Consider the following 15,455-nt stretch of genomic DNA (forward strand, 5'->3'; position numbering starts at 1 on the left):
TGTCAATAAGCGCGATATGGGCGCCAGCAACGGAGACCAAACATGAGTCGCACTCCTTCCGATCTGTCGATCACGCCGCGCGACCGGCGCTTCGGCCGGGGCGATGCCACCCCCCGTTGGTGGCTCGGCAATGATGCGGTGGCAACCGCCTTCTACAATGCGCTGTCCGTCACCTTCCCCAAGGGCGAGGGCTTCTTCGTCGATTCGGTGCGCCGCTTCCGCGATGGCACGCCGCCGCGGCTGGCTGGCGAGATCGCGGCCTTCACCAAGCAGGAAGTGATGCACACGCGCGAGCATGTGGCGTTCAACCGCCGCGTGGTCGATGCGGGCTATGATGTATCGCGGCTGGAAGCCAAGGTGGACGAGCGGCTTGCCTTCATCCGATCCCGCCCCGCGATCGCTAGCCTGGCGGCGACGATGGCGCTGGAGCATTTCACCGCGATCCTGGCGCACGAGCTGCTGGCCGATCCCCGCCACCTGGCGGATGCCGACACGGCCGCGGCCGAGATGTGGCGCTGGCACGCCATCGAGGAGATCGAGCACAAGGGTGTCGCCTATGACACCTGGATGCACGCCACCCGCGATTGGCCGCGCTTCAAGCGCTGGCGCGTGAAATCGAAGGTGATGCTGCTGGTGACCAAGAACTTCCTGGTCGATCGTACGCGCGGCGTGCTCGATCTGCTGGCGCAGGATGGGCTGACCGGCCCGCGGGTGTGGGCGCGGATGGCCTGGTTCGCGTTCGGCAAGCCGGGGATGATGCGCAAGATCCTGGGCGCATGGGTCGATTTCTTCAAACCCGGCTTCCACCCATGGACGCACGACGACCGCGCGCTGATCGCGAAGAGCGACAGCGATTATGGCGCGGCGGTGATGGCGGCGGCGTAACACCCGTCAAAGGCCGTCGTCCTGACGAAAGTCAGGATCCAGATGCGCAGCGCTCGTGGCTCTGGATCTCGACTTTCGTTGGAATGACGGATTGGCGTCGAAAGGCGGGCTCAGGCCGCCATTGGTCGCGCCGCATCTTCTTCCAGATCGAGCGCGAACAGCTTCATCGGCATCAGCCGGCCGCGGGCCAGCGCATGGCGCGCTGCGATGCGCCCGGTGGGGCGGAACCCCAGCTTGCGCAGCACGCGTCCCGATGCCTCGTTGTCGACCATATGGCATGACGACAGCCGCAGCAGCCCGATCGCCCGTGCCATGCCGACCACGGCGCGCGCCGCTTCGGTCGCATAGCCGCGACCCCAGTGCGCACGCGCGATCCAGTAGCCCAGTTCGACCTCGCCCTCGGCATCCGGATGCAGGCCGACGCCGCCGACCAGCCGCGGCGCGCCATCCGTGCGCGCGAACGCCAGCAGGCGGGGCAGAGGGCCGGCGGGCTCACCTAGAAACGCCTCGGCATCGCGCAGCGTGTAAGGATAAGGCACGCGCGCCAGCGTCGAGGCGACGGCTTCATCGCCGATCGCGGCGGCCAGCGCGGGCGCATCTTCCATCCAGCCGGGGCGCAGCATCAGCCGTTCGGTGCGTGCGAACATGATCCGTCTCCTTCCTTTGCGCACCCGCCTAGCCCGGAGGCATGACGACCGCGCGACATGGTGTGAGGGAGACAGCAAAAAGGGAGCCGGGGCGACCCGTCTCCCTGTCGGTCCATCGAAACGGACCTTCGGGTCGCCCGCGGGGCGACCCGATAATCGGTTCGCCCGTTATTCGGCGGCCTGCGCCGCCATATCAACGCTCACATACTTTCGGCCGAGCTTGCCGTCGTGGAACGCGACGCGGCCATCGACGAGCGCGAACAGGGTATGGTCCTTGCCCATGCCCACGTTGCGGCCCGGATAGACCTTCGTGCCGCGCTGGCGGACGATGATGTTGCCGCCGACCACTTCCTGGCCGCCGAACTTCTTCACGCCGAGACGACGACCGGCCGAATCACGACCGTTGCGAGACGAGCCGCCTGCCTTCTTATGTGCCATTGCCTGCTACTCCTTACGCTTCGGCGGCCGCCGGAGCGGCATCGTCGGTCTTCGCCTTCTTGGCGGTCTTCGCGGCTTTCGCCTGCTCCCCGCCGATCGACAGGATCTTCAGGATCGTGTGCTGCTGGCGGTGGCCGTTGCGGCGGCGATAATTGTGGCGGCGGCGCTTCTTGAAGACGATGACCTTGTCACCCTTCGCCTGCGCCACGATCTCGGCCGCGACGGTCAGGCCCGCCACGTCCTTGAGGTCGCCGCCCTCGCCCGCGAGCAGCACGTCACCGAGCTGCACCGTCGAGCCCGCGTCACCCGCGATCTTCTCGACGACGATCTTGTCTCCTGCGGCAACGCGATACTGCTTGCCGCCCGTGCGCACGATTGCGAACATGGCCCTCATCTTTGCTCTGTCTGATCCGCATAGGCAAAGGCCACGGCCGATTCCCCGCGCGGAAAGTCGGTTGCGGCTACCGGACGGCCGCGGGGCTGTCAACCGGAAGCAGGTCGGGCAGCCCCTTCGCGCCGTGATCGGCGTAGCGGGCCTCGTCGAGGATGCCCTGGCGCTTCGACACGATCACGCTGGTCAGCGCCTGACCGGCGACATTGGTGGCGGTGCGGCCCATGTCGAGGATCGGATCGATCGCCAGCAGAAGGCCCGCGCCTTCCAGCGGCAGGCCGAGCGTGGACAAGGTGAGCGTGAGCATCACGACCGCTCCGGTCAGCCCCGCGGTCGCCGCCGAGCCGACCACCGACACCAGCGCGATCAGCAGATAGTCCGACAGCCCCAGCGGCAGACCGTAGAACTGCGCGACGAACAGCGCGGCGATCGCCGGGTAGATCGCAGCGCACCCATCCATCTTGGTGGTGGAGGCGAGCGGGATCGCGAAGGCGGCATAATCGCGCGGCACGCCCAGATTGTCCGTCGCCACCGCCTGCGTCAGCGGCATCGTGCCAACCGACGAGCGCGAGAAGAAGCCGAGCTGGATCGCGGGCCAGGCGCCGGCGAAGAAGGCGGCGGGCGACAGCCGGTGCGCGGCGAGCAGCGCAGGGTAGACGCCGAACATCACCAGCGCGAGCCCGGCATAGACCGCGATCGCGAACCAGCCGAGCTGGGCCAGCGTTTCCCAACCGTAGCTGGCGATGGCGGTGCCGAGCAGGCCGGCGGTGCCGATCGGGGTCAGTCGGATCACCCACCAGAGGATACGCCGGACAATTTCGAGCAGCGAGCGGTTGAAGGCCAGAAAGGGCTGGCCCGCCTCGCCAACCCGGATCGCCGCGAAACCGACCGCGATCGCGACGACCAGAATCTGGAGGATGTTGAAGGAGAGCGACGTGGTCGCGCCGGTGTCGGTAAGCTTCGTCTTCGCTTCGATGCCGATCATGCTGGCCGGCACCAGCCCCTTGAGGAAATCGAGCCAGCTGCCGGTCGAGGCGGGCACCGCAGCGGCAGTGGCCGGCACGTCCGCGCCGATCCCCGGCTGGATCAACAACCCCAACGCGAGCCCGATCGCGACCGCGATGGCAGCCGTGATCGCAAACCAGAGCAGCGTGCGCCAGGCGAGTGCGGCGGCATTGCCGAGTTCGCGCAAATTGGCGATCGATGCCACGATCGCGGTGAACACCAGCGGCGGCACGATCGCGCGCAACAGCTGCACGAACAGAGTGCCCACCGTATCGAGCGCGACCGCCAGACCATTGGCCCCGCCGCCCGGCGCCGGGCCGACGGCGCGCGCCACGAAGCCCAGCGCAATGCCGATCGCCACCCCGGCGAGGACCTGGGCGGCGAAGCCGAAGCGGGCGGGTCGCGGAACCGTCGTCATCGCATCAAGATAGACGCGGGCGGGACGGCTTCCAGCCAAGCATTTCTATCCAGCGGGCGGCGGCAGGTATCGCCGGGGACATCGCCGGCGATGCAGAAATTCGGCCGGCCGCAGGGCCCGGGCCAGATCAGCGCCGGCGCGCGATCAGCAGGCAGACCGCGCCGACGATCGCCAGCAGGGTGCCACGCGTCGCCCAGGGGCGCTGTGCGATCATAAAGCTACTCTCGGGCCAGCGGATCAGGCCGAACCCCTGGCCCATCCAAAGCAGCCCGACGAGCAGCGCCGCGACGCCGATGATCTGCAGCAGCGTGCGCCGATCCCGCACTGCGATCAGTGCCGGTGCTCACGGCGCAGGCGGTACTTGCCTTCGACATAGGCGTCGAACAGCCCGTCGATCGCAGGATGGTCGATCGGTTCGTCGCTCTCGTCGACCACCAGGTTCTGCTGGCTGACATAGGCGACGTAGTTGCTCTCCGCATTCTCGGCCAGCAGATGGTAGAAGGGCTGGTTCTTGGCCGGGCGGATATCCTCCGGAATCGCCTGATACCATTCCTCGCTGTTGGCGAAGACGGGGTCGACATCGAACACCACGCCGCGGAACTCGAACATGCGGTGGCGCACGACGTCGCCGATCGCGAAGCGCGCGGACGAGATTCGCGGCGCCAGCGCGTGCGCGGCCTGGTGATCGGAGGAGAGCGAGACGTCCTTATGCATCACTTCTCTATTTAGGCGCTGCCGGCCACCACGCAAGCGCAGCCCGCGCCGCCCGGCTTGGCAAGCCCGATTTCATCGGCTAATGGCCCGCCCTCACAGACCGGCCGCCCGGCATCCACCCGGCGGACCGCACTTCGCGGAGAGGTGCCAGAGTGGTCGATTGGGACGGTCTCGAAAACCGTTGTGCCTTTACGGGTACCGTGGGTTCGAATCCCACCCTCTCCGCCATCACCTTTTCTCGGTCGCAAACATCCTGCAACAACTTGAACGGCAAGGATAATTCAGCGGTTCGAACGCCCTCATTCCAGTCATATTCGAGATGAGAGCCTAAAGTGAGATTCAGCACGATACGCTTGTCCTCAAACGTACCGTTATTCCATAGATTCCAAGGGTTTGCGATGAAGTCGAAAGCGGTTCGAAAAGTCGCGTCATAGTCCGTCGCGACAGTGCCGCATGATGCAGCTTTTTCGTCGAGAACCAGCTTATCCAGTTCCAGCTTCTCGACCTCGCCTTCCAAGCGGGCGACCACAGCACGGCTTTCCGATTCAACGATCTTGTCGAGAATCTGGCCGATCTTCTTCTCGATCAGAACGGCTTCGCGTTTGATCGCCGCACGACCTTCATGCGCCTTCGACTCTGCCTCATTCCAACGCTTGCGGAAAATCTTCGAGAAGAGATTCAGCAGTTCAGGGCGTGGCGTGAGCTTGGTCAGCATCGCTTCATAAGCGCCCTCCACCGTGTCCCGCTTCACGGACTTGCCGAAGCGGTCGCAGCCGCGATGACGGCAGACATAATATGGATAGCGACCGTTGCGGCCCTTGGTCCAGTTGGAGGTCATGGGGTGATCGCAATCCCCGCAGGTGACAAAGCCGCGCAGCGGGAAATCGACATGGACATCGGAACGGGTCGGCGCGAGAGCCTTTCCAGCCATCCGTTCCTGTACCTGATGGAAGGTAGCCAGCGATATGATCGCCTCGTGATGGCCGGGACGAAGAGACACGTCCCACACATCGCTGCGGACATACCCGGCATAGACCGGGTTGTGCATGATCCTGTTCGCTTGCTCGTTCGTCAGATGTCCGTGGCGAGTTACCCGGAAACCCGCATGAGATTCCAAGAACCGTTTCACCTCCGCCTTGGATTTGAAGCGCCCGGTGGCAAATCCCGTCAGGCCTTCCTCAATGATCGACGCCATAGGCTCGTCACGGACAAGGATGCTGCCCCCGGCTGGGCTTTTCTCATACCGATAACCCAGCGGCGCGTGAAAGACCCAATAGCCGCCCAGCATCCGCGCCCTCATGCGGTTGCGGACCTGTTCGGCATTCTTCTGGCGCTGATGCTGGGCAACGCTCGCCAGAAGATGCTCAATGAGGATGCTGTCGGAGTCCGAGCCGAACTCGATGGACGGAGATTCCAGCGTAGCGCCCGCACGGAAGATCGACTCTTTCAGATCGAAGTGATTGCGGACATCACGCGCCATGCGGCTAATGTCGTCAATGATGACGACCAACCCAGCCTTGCGGGCTTTGCGGATGAAAGCCAGCATGTCATCGAAGCCCGGACGCTGGGCCAGCTTGCCCGACACGTCATCGGTGAAAACGCCAACGACCTTATGGCCCCGATGCTTCGCATACTCGCGGCAACGGGTCTCCTGCGAGGTGAGGCCGTTGCCCTCTCTCGCCTGTTTCTTGGTACTGACGCGGCAGTAGATGATTGCCTGCTGATTGGTTTTTCTGGTCATGGCGCTAACTGCCTTTTGCGGCCTTTGGTGTTGATCGCGCCCTCACTACGGAGGTCAACAAGCTCCGAAACATCGGATTCCGGCAGATTAGCATGACTTTCCGCGCCATTGAAAGCATAGTTTGCACGTTCGGAAAGTGATAATTGAACAGAGGATTTTTTGAATCGTTGGTCGATGAAGGACACCGCAACTGAATCGAGGAAATGAATAAGTATGTCGATCCGGTCTTGCGAAATAGCAACGCTCGCAATTTCATTGCGAAGCTCCTGCATTTCTTCCGGTGACAACATCTTCATCAAACCCGTCCCCGCCGCTATAGCGGCGCTCGATTGAGCAATGAGAGAGTCCGATTTAGAAAATAACCGTCATTCAGCCGGGGGGATTGTCCTCCCATGCTCTACTAATTTTAGTGGATAGCGGGGCTTTGGAGACAACGCTTCCGTACCGCCGCATAGGGCATGGCGTTTTCGGATTTGCCAGTGGCAAAGATACGCACAATCCCCACATTCAGAATAGCACATTTTATTACGGAATATCAACAAAACGCGCAGTTTCCGATCAGCGACCGAGATCGCCCTTCTTGGATTCCAGCGTTTCTCCCGCCAGCAACTTCTCCGCTGCGCGATTGATGCCCGCCAGACGCGCGGCATGGTTTCGTTTCACCATATGCTCCGCCGCCCGCATGAGGTGGGCCTTGCGGTCATCCGTCGCGAACGAAGGTTGGAATGACAGTCGCTCGCCATCGCGGGCGAGCAATTCGCCATACTGCTTATTCGTCCACGCTTCTCGGTTCTCGCGAAACTCGTTCTCTGCCCGCGCTGTCGTGCGGTCTGCCCACGAATTGATTTCCGCCGCCCGCTCCGCCGATACGGCGGGAGCAGAAGACCGCTCGGCACTCGCGGAAGCGAATGACGGCGATATGGCACGGGACGCGGAGCCATCCCCGCTCATCGCCCGGTTCCCTTATAGATCGCGAACGTCGCGGATTTGATGCTTCCACGGCTCGACATCATCGAAATGGACGCGCTCGCAGACGAGCAAATGGGGAAGACCCGCGACGCGGATAATCTGCCACCCTGCGCCAATCGCGCGAATGTCCTCGCTTTGCAGAACGGCCCTTCGTGCTTCGCCGAGATTGGCCCCGGCGGATTCCACCGTGCCGCCGCTGCGATTGACGCCGTGCATGAGAACGGTGCGGTTCCCGCTCCACTTCTCAATGTCGCCCATGAGGTCCGGGTCCACTACTGCGCTTGTGTTGAAGATTGCGGCCATATCCTCAAACTCCTTCACGGCTTCCCGTGACCACCGCTCTTCGAGCGAGTATCGGCCCTGAGAAAATATCCAAAGCTGTAGCCCCTTGCCTCGATACAGGCGGAGGGTTTTGGTGATCGACGGCGACGGCGGTAGCATCGGAAACTCGTCGAGGAGAAACGTCGTCTGTACCGGGCCTACTTCCCGCGCGACCGTTTCGATGATGTGACTGACAATCAGGCTGATCCACGGAGCGGCCACGCTCAGCTTCTCGCTAGGGGTCATCAGATAAACGGTTGTCGGCTCGTGCTTGAGAATTTTGAAATCGAAGTCGTGCCCGGAGGTGGCCCGGTCGAGCGACTTCCCCGGCTCGAAAGGATTGAGGGCTTCTATGCAGTCGGCCTTGTACGCTTCAAACTGCTTCGGTGCGTCCTTTGCGGTCGCCCGCAAGGCCTCTCCCTTGCCTTCCAGTCCCGGCAGGCCGCACGTCGCCATCATTGCGAAGCCGATTTCCATTTCGTCCTGAGAGGAGTTCACGAAGCGCCACAGGCCGCTCACCGTGCAAAGCTCCGGCTCGAAGAGCGCCAGATATTCCATCCGCACGGCGAGCATACGCCGCGCGCCTTTGCCCACCCAGTCGTCCTTGCTCTTCGGCGACGAGGGAATGAGAATATGGGCTATCTCATCCGCCTCCGTGTCGATTTGCTCGCCCGCGCCCACGATGTCGATCAGCGTTTGCAGCGGATTGATCCGCGTATTCAAAAGCCCCAGCAGGTTGAACGGATTGAGATAGACACACCGCTGCCCAAGCGTCCGGGAGCGATGCTCGAAGGACGCGAAGCAGTTTTCACCGTCCTTCACGTCGATCACGATCAGGCTGCGATTACGGACATGCGCGAGATTAGGCAGGATGAAATCCCGGCCCTTGCCCGTCCCCGCACGGGCATAGGTCAACAACGGCTCGTCGCCTTTGAAAAAAAGGAGGCGCTTATTCAGCGCCCCCAGAAAAAGTCCGTTCGGATCGAGAAGGTTCATCCTCTGGGCGTCCTGCAAATTTGCAAGACGCCCGTTGCCGAGGATGCCAGAGGACTGCGCCGTCGCGATCCTCGCCCTTGCCTCCGCCGCTTCCCGGCGGGAGGCATCGGCATAATCGCGCTCCACGACGCCACGATGGACCGAGGCAACCGTTTGCAGAAACGGCAGCATGGAGCGACGACGCATAAGTCCTCCTCAGCGATCAGAGCTTGGGTCGGGACCGAGCGATGGCATCGGCGGAACCTTCATCGGCTGGATGCTGTCGAGCTGACGCTGAAGATCGATAACAGGGGGAAGACCGGTGTCCCAGCCTTCGATTGTGACCTTTGCACCTTTGAGAACAGCGTCTTCCAGTTCCGTTTCGAGACGGTTGTGGGTCATCTCTGCATAATTCTGGAAAGGATCACCCGAACCCGGCGCGAAGGCGTTCATGATGTCCCCGAAAACGCGGCCCATACTGATCATGCCGACTTCACCAGCTTGTTCACCACTGACGCGAGCGAGTTGAGCGCCCGCAAGCTGCGACTGCAACTGCCCTGTCAGCTGTGCGAATACCTTGGCGCGCTCGACGCCCGCCTGATACGCCGCAATAACAGCCTGTGATTTCGACTTATACTGCTCGACGTTTTGTTCAGCAGAGACCTTTACCTGAGCCGCCCAACCCTCAAAACGACCAGACACACACATCTCTGCGGCCTTAACTTGCTCCTCCACGCGGGAGTCATATGTCCCCATGATGGTGGAGGGCCGGAACTGCACCGGACCCATCGTTTCGAGGGAGAAGAGCGCCGCGCCACCGAGCAGAAACGTCGTGAAGGTCTTCACGATGCTTGGGATAGCGATGCCGCGACGGGGCACTTCGATATAGCGGATCGTCTGCGGCGGATATTCGCCACTCGCGATGTTGCTCTGCTCGGGATGCTCACCCGAATAATCTACGGAATACGACATGGGAGTCTCCTTGGTGGTTTTGGAGATTTTGCTTTTTCAAAGAAACGGGCCGCTTTCGGGGGGATAGCGGCCTGCTTGCCGTGTCACGGGAGAACAGGTGTCCCGTTGATCTTCATGGCCGCATCCCACAGGGCGAGGCGAAGAAGCAGCGAATGGCGCGGGCGGCGCTGCGGCGGCTGTGTCGCAAAAACCTTCACCTCGCTGTTCCATGTGCAGGCTTCATCCTGCCCATAGGAACGGTCCACAATGTCGCTGTCGATGTGAAGCGGATTGCCACTCCAATCGAAAATCACGCCATCAAAAGTATAGATTTTGTCAGCAAGCCAATCCGTCGTTTTGACGCGAGATAGATTGAGGTTGGTAATCCTGATCGCCAGACCTTCGATGAAGTCGAGGCTCAACAGCCGTTCACGCGTTTCGATGTAGATTTCCATTTTAGTTGCCCTGATTGGGACAACAGGCCTGAGTCCGGGTTATTCAATCGCGATACCGGATGACTTCCGCCAGCCGATGTCTCGTTATCGCTTCCGGGGCTTTTGCTTCCTAGTTGCGGGCCGGAGTTGCCGTTAGTAGATGGAAGTAGATGGGTCGGGCTTGACCCGTGCGGACGAACGGGAGGCGTTGCGTTTGGACGAGAAATTGCTGTCTGCCTTCCTCAAGCACCTGTCGAAAACGCCCGGCACGAAAGAGAACCAGAGAACCAAAAAGACCCTAAAGACGGAAAATCAGTTTCCGGCCTTGGGCGATTTTATTCGGGGAATTTGCAAAGACCCCAGACATCATCGTGACCTTCAATATGACGTGATCGCGCGCGAACTGCCGACGATTGCGCGAGGCATGGGCATAACCACCTTCGATAGTGACAGGGTGGATGATGGCCGCGATCCGAAGACACTGATCGAGAACGCCCTAAAATACCTGAGTCAGGGGTCGGCCTCTGGCCTCGCTAAGCCGATGCTTGCATGGGCTTGGGAACGGGACGAAGGTGCGGTCGCCGGGTTTATGGCGGACTCGAAATTCAAGATCGAGGCCGATGAACAATCTCCTGCGGTAACTCCGATATTTCGACCCGCAGGGGAACAGGCGGACTCGCTTTATGATTTGAAAAGCGTGCTGGCCTTGGCCGAGCAACGTCTGATCCTGATCGCTCAGAACCACTGGCATATGGCCAGCAAGAAAGATGAGTATTGGCCGCAGATAGAGTCGGCCCTTCTCCGTGGCGTCACCGTTGAGATTGTCGCCATGCACCCGAACGCGGGACCGGAAGGCCGCTTCTTGGATAGGAGCGCCGCCGGAATTGACGGCGTCGCGGCGCTTCCAGCCGATGCGGTAGATATGTGGACCAACTATCTTCGCTGGCCGAAATTCATCCCGCAGCTTCGAGAAATGTGGGAAGTGTTGGGCGACTGGCGGGAGCGGCATCGGGCGTTGGGAAGCGCCCAGGCGAAGAGGCTTGGGCGCTTCAAAACCTACGCCTCCTACTTCCAGCCAAACACGATCACTGCCATCGACCTCGATATGCGGAAGGCGATCATGGTAGTTTCGCCCCGCACGTCCAACAGCGATTCCGCTGGACGACCGCAGTTCCTGATCGAGAAAGCCCGTGACCCCACCGCCTTCAATTTCTTCTGGCGGTATATCGACTACGGGATTTCTAACGATATGTGGCCCATAGTTTCCGACTGAATCGCCAGCCGAAAACCCGGCGTAGAGGAAAGAAGAAACGTCGCTTACGCTGACCGCAAGATGTGCGTGGTAGTACCACGCCTATCTTGGCAAGGGAGACGCTGCGCTCTCCCGTTGCATCCCTCTGGCCTGCGGCGCGTCACGGGCATCGAGCCCATTCCTTACCGATGGGGAGCCTTCGGCGCTCCCCAAACCCCATCGACCAAGAGGCGTGCCTGCCCCCTTGGAACCCAGCCGCCTCCAGCGCGGCGAGGGAGCGTTCCTGCTCCCATCGACCCTTGACCGAGTGGCTTTCAGCGCCCCTCTGGACACCCTCGACCAACCCGGTGCGGATTGGATGCGCACCATGCTCGCGTACATGGAAACGCTCAGTGAAGAGCACACCGCCCCACCGTGTGGATAGAAACGAGAACGGCTCAATCGCCGCTGGAGAAGCGATCGGGGCGGCTATACGATAGCATGACGGAGGGGGTTCATGGTCAAGCTATCAAACGTGCGCGTCGAAGGGTTTCGCCTGCTCGAAAGTGTGGACATCGCTATCGAGCAGGGCGCGACGGTTGTTGTCGGCCGTAACAACAGCGGCAAAACCTCGCTCACCGAGGTGTTCGACAAGTTTCTCGGCGAGCATGTCGGCGCGTTCCGTCTTGAGGATTTCTCTGCCGCCGTCCGCACACGTTTCGTCACGGCGAAGGCGGCGCGGGATGAGGCGGATAGTCAGCCGGAAGCGGTTCTTGCCGCACTCCCGCGCATCGCGCTGACCCTCACCTTCAACTATGACGGTGCGGAGGCCGACCTCGGCCCCCTGTCTCCCTTCATCATCGACCTCGATCCGGCCTGCACTAGCGCCATCGCCCTGATCGAATACTCGTGCTCGCTCAACAAACTTTCGCCGCTCCTCGATCTCCCCGACTACGAAGCCGGAGCGCAGAATGCCAACGAGGTGCTGTTCCGACATCTGCGGGATGCGATCCCCGCCGCCTATTCGATCAAGTGCTTCGCAATCGACCCGACCGACGCGAACAATCGGCGGGCGTTCGACGGCACCGCCGAACTCAAGGCGCTTTTGCAAACCGGCTTCGTCAAGGCGCAGCGCACCTTGGATATGGGCAAGCGAGGCGACACCGACGTGATCGGCAAGCTCCTCAACAAGCTATTTCGCACCGCGAGCAATCTCAACGCATCGCCGGGCGATCAGGAAATCGCCAGTCAGCTCAAGGCCGCTGTCGCGGGTATCGAGCAGACCATGCAGGGCGATTTTGACGATCAGCTCAAGGGACTTTTGCCAGCGCTGAACTCATTCGGATTTCCGAGCCTCAACGACACGGAACTGCGCCCGCAGACACAAATCGACGTTGAAAGCCTTCTGACCGACAACACCCGGATTCTCTACACCGGGACAGATGGTGTCCATCTGCCCGAGGGCTACAACGGCCTTGGAACGCGCAACCTGATCTACATCCTGCTTCAGCTCGAAGCCCTGCACAAAACCTATCGCAGTACCGCCACCCGACCGGGGACGCATCTCGTCTTCATCGAGGAACCGGAAGCGCACCTGCACCCCCAGATGCAGGAAGTTTTCATCACGCAGCTCAACGAAGCCATCGCCACGCTTTCGGAGAAATATCCCGGAGAGCCCGTCTGGCAAGTGCAGTTCATCGTCTCCACGCACTCCTCGCACCTAGCGAATGCGGCGCAGTTCGACGCCATCCGGTATTTCCTCAACGAGCCGACCGCTGCGCAAGGCGTCCGACGGACGAAGGTGAAGGATTTCCGCAAGGGCGCGGCTGCCATCGAGCCGGACGATCGTAACTTCCTCCAGCAATATATGACGCTGACGAAGTGCGACCTCTATTTCGCCGACAAGGTGATCCTCGTCGAAGGCGCGACCGAAAAAATCCTGATGCCCCGCATCCTGAAACTGGTGGATGAAACGCTTCCCCCGGAAGCGAAGCTCTGCCGGCAATATATCACGACGATGGAAGTCGGCGGCGCGCACGCGCAGGTTTTCTATCCGCTGCTGGATTTCCTCGAGCTGAAGACGCTCATCGTCACCGACATCGACGCTGTGCGCCTGCTGGATGGAAAACTCCGGAAATGCCCATGCGCGGAAGCGGAGCGAACTTCGAACAATGCCCTGAAAACGTGGTTCGATGACACTATGATCTCGGTCGCCGCGCTCACCGCCAAGACGCCAGCCGAAAAGACACGTCGATTCTGCCGCATCGCCTACCAGATGCCCGAGGACGGTTCAGCGCATACCGCGCGGAGTTACGAGGACGCGCTGATCCTTGCGAACCTCGACCGCTTCGGGATCGTCGATGATGCGGCTGCCGCGCAGAACGCCTTCGATGCCGCTCAGGATTTCAAGAAGTCCGAAGAGGCTATCCGGTTTGCGATCATCGAGGCTGACTGGAACGTCCCCAAATACATCAAGGAAGGTCTCGTCTGGCTTTCGGAGCCTCCGCCGCCGCCAGACGCGCCGCCGCCGATCGTTCCCGAAGACATCCCGCCAGCGCCGGACGGAGCAGAAGCGCCAGCGGCCGAGGGGGCAGCGTGACCGGGCAACCATCGCCGGCCGTTGTTGCCGCTCAGCAGGCACAGGCCCGCCTCGACGAATGCCTCGGCAACAGCCAGAATTTTCGGCTCGAAGCAGGCGCGGGAGCCGGCAAGACATATTCGCTCGTTACGGCTCTCAAGAAGATCATCGCCGAGACCGGTCCGGCACTCATGCACGCCGGGCAGCAGGTCGCGTGCATTACCTACACGGAGGTAGCCCGGCAGGAGATTGCCAACGAAGTCGAGTTGCACCCGGCGATCCTCGTCAACACCATCCACGGGTTCGGCTGGGCTTTCATCTCGCGGTTTCAAAAGACCCTGCGCGAACTCGTCGCCGCGCACGAGCCCTACAAGGAGGCGATCGAGGCGGCGGGCGGGATTCGCGATCAGCAGGTGGACTATAATCTCGGGTTCTTCGGGATCGACGAGAAACGGATCACGCTCAACCATGACGATGTTCCCCGCTTCCTCGCGGCGATGCTGGCAAATGCGAAATTCAAAAGAATTTTCAAAAGCCTGTACCCCGTTCTTTTCATCGACGAGTATCAGGACACCGACCCGCTTGTGATGTCGGCGCTGGCCGATCATTTCTTCACGCCGGGCGATGGTCCGATCACCGGGCTGTTCGGCGATCACTGGCAAACGATCTACCGCAAGGACCATGCGCTCCTCGATCTTCCCAACGTCGAAGGCATCGACAAGGGATCGAACTTTCGCTCGGTCCCGGTCATAGTGGACGTGCTCAACCGCCTGCGGCCGGAGCTTGTGCAGGAAGTCAACGACGTGGACGGGCAAGGCGAAGCCCGCTTTTTCCACACTAACGGGTTTGCCGGCGCGCGTGTCGATTCCCGCAACGGCAAACAGGAATTGCCCGAGGACGCGCACGCGGCTTCGATCGAGCGCGTCCGTCAGACGCTACAGGGCGAGGGCTGGGATTTCGATCCCGCGCGGACGAAGATCCTGATGCTCACCCACAACGCGATCGCGGCCGAGCGCGGTTATCCCAACCTCGCCCGAATTTTCGATCGCAACGAGGCTTTCGCCAAAAAGGAAGACGCCGCGATCGCTTTCTTGGCCGATACCGTCGAGCCCATTTGCGCCGCCTACAAGGCAGGCAATTACGGGGAAATGTTCCGGCTGATGGGCGGCATCCCGACCATTCGGAAGACGGCCGACAAGGCGCAATGGCAGGCCGACATGGACGCGCTAATCGCGCTTCGGGACACCGGGACCATCGGCGAACTGATCGACCATCTGAAAAGTACGCGACGGCCGCGAGTAAGCGATCGTGTCGTCCACCGAGAAGATGAAATCGCACAACTCGGTCCCGAACCGACCGAGGATGAACCGAAATCCCTCAAGCGCCACCGCGCACTGCGGAACGTCCCCTATCGTGAGCTGATCGCGGTCACCGAGTTCATCAACGGCTTCACACCCTTCGCTACCCAGCACAGCGTGAAAGGGGCCGAATTCGAAAACGTGCTCGTCATCCTGAGCGGCGGGTGGAACCACTACAACTGGCCGCAGTTTTTCGAACTGCTCACTACCGCAAAGATCACCGATAAAAACACGGGCGGCTTTCACCGCTGCCGCAATCTCTTCTATGTCGCCGTGTCCCGGCCCAAAAAGCGTCTTGCCGTTCTCGCAACGCAGGCGCTCGGCAACGCGGCAATGGAAGCCGTGAAGAATCTCTTCGAGGCTGAAAACGTCATCGCGCTGCCGATGTAACATGCGCCA

At 61.4% G+C, this 15,455-nt stretch carries 14 protein-coding genes, 1 tRNA gene and 1 pseudogene; 5 read left to right on the forward strand and 11 right to left on the reverse strand.

Translation table 11 applies throughout. From position 1 onward, the window contains the following. Positions 1-42: 42 nt before the first annotated feature. Positions 43-885 (forward strand): metal-dependent hydrolase, encoded by an 843-nt coding sequence (locus tag ABC347_RS00885; protein ID WP_413243906.1) that lies wholly within the window; start codon positions 43-45, stop codon positions 883-885. A gap of 110 nt (positions 886-995) precedes the next feature. On the opposite strand, the gene ABC347_RS00890 is transcribed toward ABC347_RS00885, so the two are convergent. From ABC347_RS00890 to hspQ, 6 genes are all read right to left on the reverse strand, one after another. Next, positions 996-1,532 carry a GNAT family N-acetyltransferase gene (locus tag ABC347_RS00890; protein WP_413243907.1) on the reverse strand — a complete coding sequence of 179 codons (537 nt, stop codon included), beginning with the start codon at positions 1,530-1,532 and terminating at the stop codon, positions 996-998. A 168-nt stretch (positions 1,533-1,700) separates the two neighbouring features. Continuing rightward, complete coding sequence (gene rpmA, locus ABC347_RS00895; protein WP_413243908.1) at positions 1,701-1,970, reverse strand: 50S ribosomal protein L27; 270 nt, start codon at positions 1,968-1,970, stop codon at positions 1,701-1,703. Positions 1,971-1,983: 13 nt separating this feature from the next. Then, entirely contained in the window at positions 1,984-2,355 is a 372-nt protein-coding gene (rplU, locus tag ABC347_RS00900) for a 50S ribosomal protein L21 (RefSeq protein ID WP_413246972.1), read from the reverse strand. A gap of 76 nt (positions 2,356-2,431) precedes the next feature. After that, positions 2,432-3,784, reverse strand: a complete 1,353-nt coding sequence (locus ABC347_RS00905) for a dicarboxylate/amino acid:cation symporter (RefSeq protein ID WP_413243909.1) — start codon at positions 3,782-3,784, stop codon at positions 2,432-2,434. A gap of 127 nt (positions 3,785-3,911) precedes the next feature. Continuing rightward, positions 3,912-4,109, reverse strand: coding sequence for a hypothetical protein (locus ABC347_RS00910; protein ID WP_413243910.1), 198 nt, complete (start codon positions 4,107-4,109; stop codon positions 3,912-3,914). 5 nt (positions 4,110-4,114) lie between these two features. Further along, entirely contained in the window at positions 4,115-4,498 is a 384-nt protein-coding gene (gene hspQ / locus ABC347_RS00915) for a heat shock protein HspQ (protein WP_413243911.1), read from the reverse strand. Positions 4,499-4,636: 138 nt separating this feature from the next. On the opposite strand from hspQ, the gene ABC347_RS00920 reads away from it, so the two are divergent. Continuing rightward, a tRNA-Ser gene (locus ABC347_RS00920) sits at positions 4,637-4,726 on the forward strand. A 553-nt stretch (positions 4,727-5,279) separates the two neighbouring features. Here the strand turns inward: ABC347_RS00920 and ABC347_RS00925 are convergent. The 5 genes and pseudogenes from ABC347_RS00925 to ABC347_RS00945 all read right to left on the reverse strand — a co-directional run. Next, positions 5,280-6,239, reverse strand: a pseudogene (locus ABC347_RS00925) (recombinase family protein); the annotation flags it as partial. A 558-nt stretch (positions 6,240-6,797) separates the two neighbouring features. Then, positions 6,798-7,190 (reverse strand): hypothetical protein, encoded by a 393-nt coding sequence (locus ABC347_RS00930; RefSeq protein WP_413243912.1) that lies wholly within the window; start codon positions 7,188-7,190, stop codon positions 6,798-6,800. Between the two features lie 12 nt (positions 7,191-7,202). Then, entirely contained in the window at positions 7,203-8,711 is a 1,509-nt protein-coding gene (locus ABC347_RS00935; protein ID WP_413243913.1) for a type IV secretory system conjugative DNA transfer family protein, read from the reverse strand. Positions 8,712-8,720: 9 nt separating this feature from the next. Beyond that, on the reverse strand, positions 8,721-9,476 hold the full coding sequence (locus ABC347_RS00940) for a hypothetical protein (protein WP_413243914.1): 756 nt from the start codon (positions 9,474-9,476) through the stop codon (positions 8,721-8,723). Positions 9,477-9,559: 83 nt separating this feature from the next. Then, positions 9,560-9,910: a hypothetical protein gene (locus ABC347_RS00945; protein ID WP_413243915.1), complete on the reverse strand. Its 351-nt coding sequence runs from the start codon at positions 9,908-9,910 to the stop codon at positions 9,560-9,562. Positions 9,911-10,070: 160 nt separating this feature from the next. Here ABC347_RS00945 and ABC347_RS00950 point away from each other — a divergent pair, with 160 nt between their 5' ends. From ABC347_RS00950 to ABC347_RS00960, 3 genes are all read left to right on the forward strand, one after another. Continuing rightward, positions 10,071-11,162: a hypothetical protein gene (locus ABC347_RS00950; protein WP_413243916.1), complete on the forward strand. Its 1,092-nt coding sequence runs from the start codon at positions 10,071-10,073 to the stop codon at positions 11,160-11,162. A 475-nt stretch (positions 11,163-11,637) separates the two neighbouring features. Then, positions 11,638-13,719: an ATP-dependent nuclease gene (locus ABC347_RS00955; protein WP_413243917.1), complete on the forward strand. Its 2,082-nt coding sequence runs from the start codon at positions 11,638-11,640 to the stop codon at positions 13,717-13,719. Continuing rightward, positions 13,716-15,446, forward strand: coding sequence for a UvrD-helicase domain-containing protein (locus tag ABC347_RS00960; RefSeq protein ID WP_413243918.1), 1,731 nt, complete (start codon positions 13,716-13,718; stop codon positions 15,444-15,446). The genes ABC347_RS00955 and ABC347_RS00960 overlap by 4 nt, the downstream gene beginning before the upstream one ends. Positions 15,447-15,455 lie beyond the last annotated feature (9 nt).

Source organism: Sphingomonas canaveralia (assembly GCF_047238125.1).
GTDB lineage: Bacteria > Pseudomonadota > Alphaproteobacteria > Sphingomonadales > Sphingomonadaceae > JBDFMH01.

Bases quoted from the DNA above. Each gene is read 5' to 3' on its own strand.
- ABC347_RS00955 (WP_413243917.1), top strand. From the start codon at position 11,638: ATGGTCAAGCTATCAAACGTGCGCGTCGAAGGGTTTCGCCTGCTCGAA.
- ABC347_RS00945 (WP_413243915.1), bottom strand. From the start codon at position 9,910: ATGGAAATCTACATCGAAACGCGTGAACGGCTGTTGAGCCTCGACTTC.
- hspQ (WP_413243911.1), bottom strand. From the start codon at position 4,498: ATGCATAAGGACGTCTCGCTCTCCTCCGATCACCAGGCCGCGCACGCG.
- ABC347_RS00885 (WP_413243906.1), top strand. From the start codon at position 43: ATGAGTCGCACTCCTTCCGATCTGTCGATCACGCCGCGCGACCGGCGC.
- rpmA (WP_413243908.1), bottom strand. From the start codon at position 1,970: ATGGCACATAAGAAGGCAGGCGGCTCGTCTCGCAACGGTCGTGATTCG.
- ABC347_RS00905 (WP_413243909.1), bottom strand. From the start codon at position 3,784: ATGACGACGGTTCCGCGACCCGCCCGCTTCGGCTTCGCCGCCCAGGTC.
- ABC347_RS00930 (WP_413243912.1), bottom strand. From the start codon at position 7,190: ATGAGCGGGGATGGCTCCGCGTCCCGTGCCATATCGCCGTCATTCGCT.
- ABC347_RS00890 (WP_413243907.1), bottom strand. From the start codon at position 1,532: ATGTTCGCACGCACCGAACGGCTGATGCTGCGCCCCGGCTGGATGGAA.
- rplU (WP_413246972.1), bottom strand. From the start codon at position 2,355: ATGTTCGCAATCGTGCGCACGGGCGGCAAGCAGTATCGCGTTGCCGCA.
- ABC347_RS00935 (WP_413243913.1), bottom strand. From the start codon at position 8,711: ATGCGTCGTCGCTCCATGCTGCCGTTTCTGCAAACGGTTGCCTCGGTC.
- ABC347_RS00940 (WP_413243914.1), bottom strand. From the start codon at position 9,476: ATGTCGTATTCCGTAGATTATTCGGGTGAGCATCCCGAGCAGAGCAAC.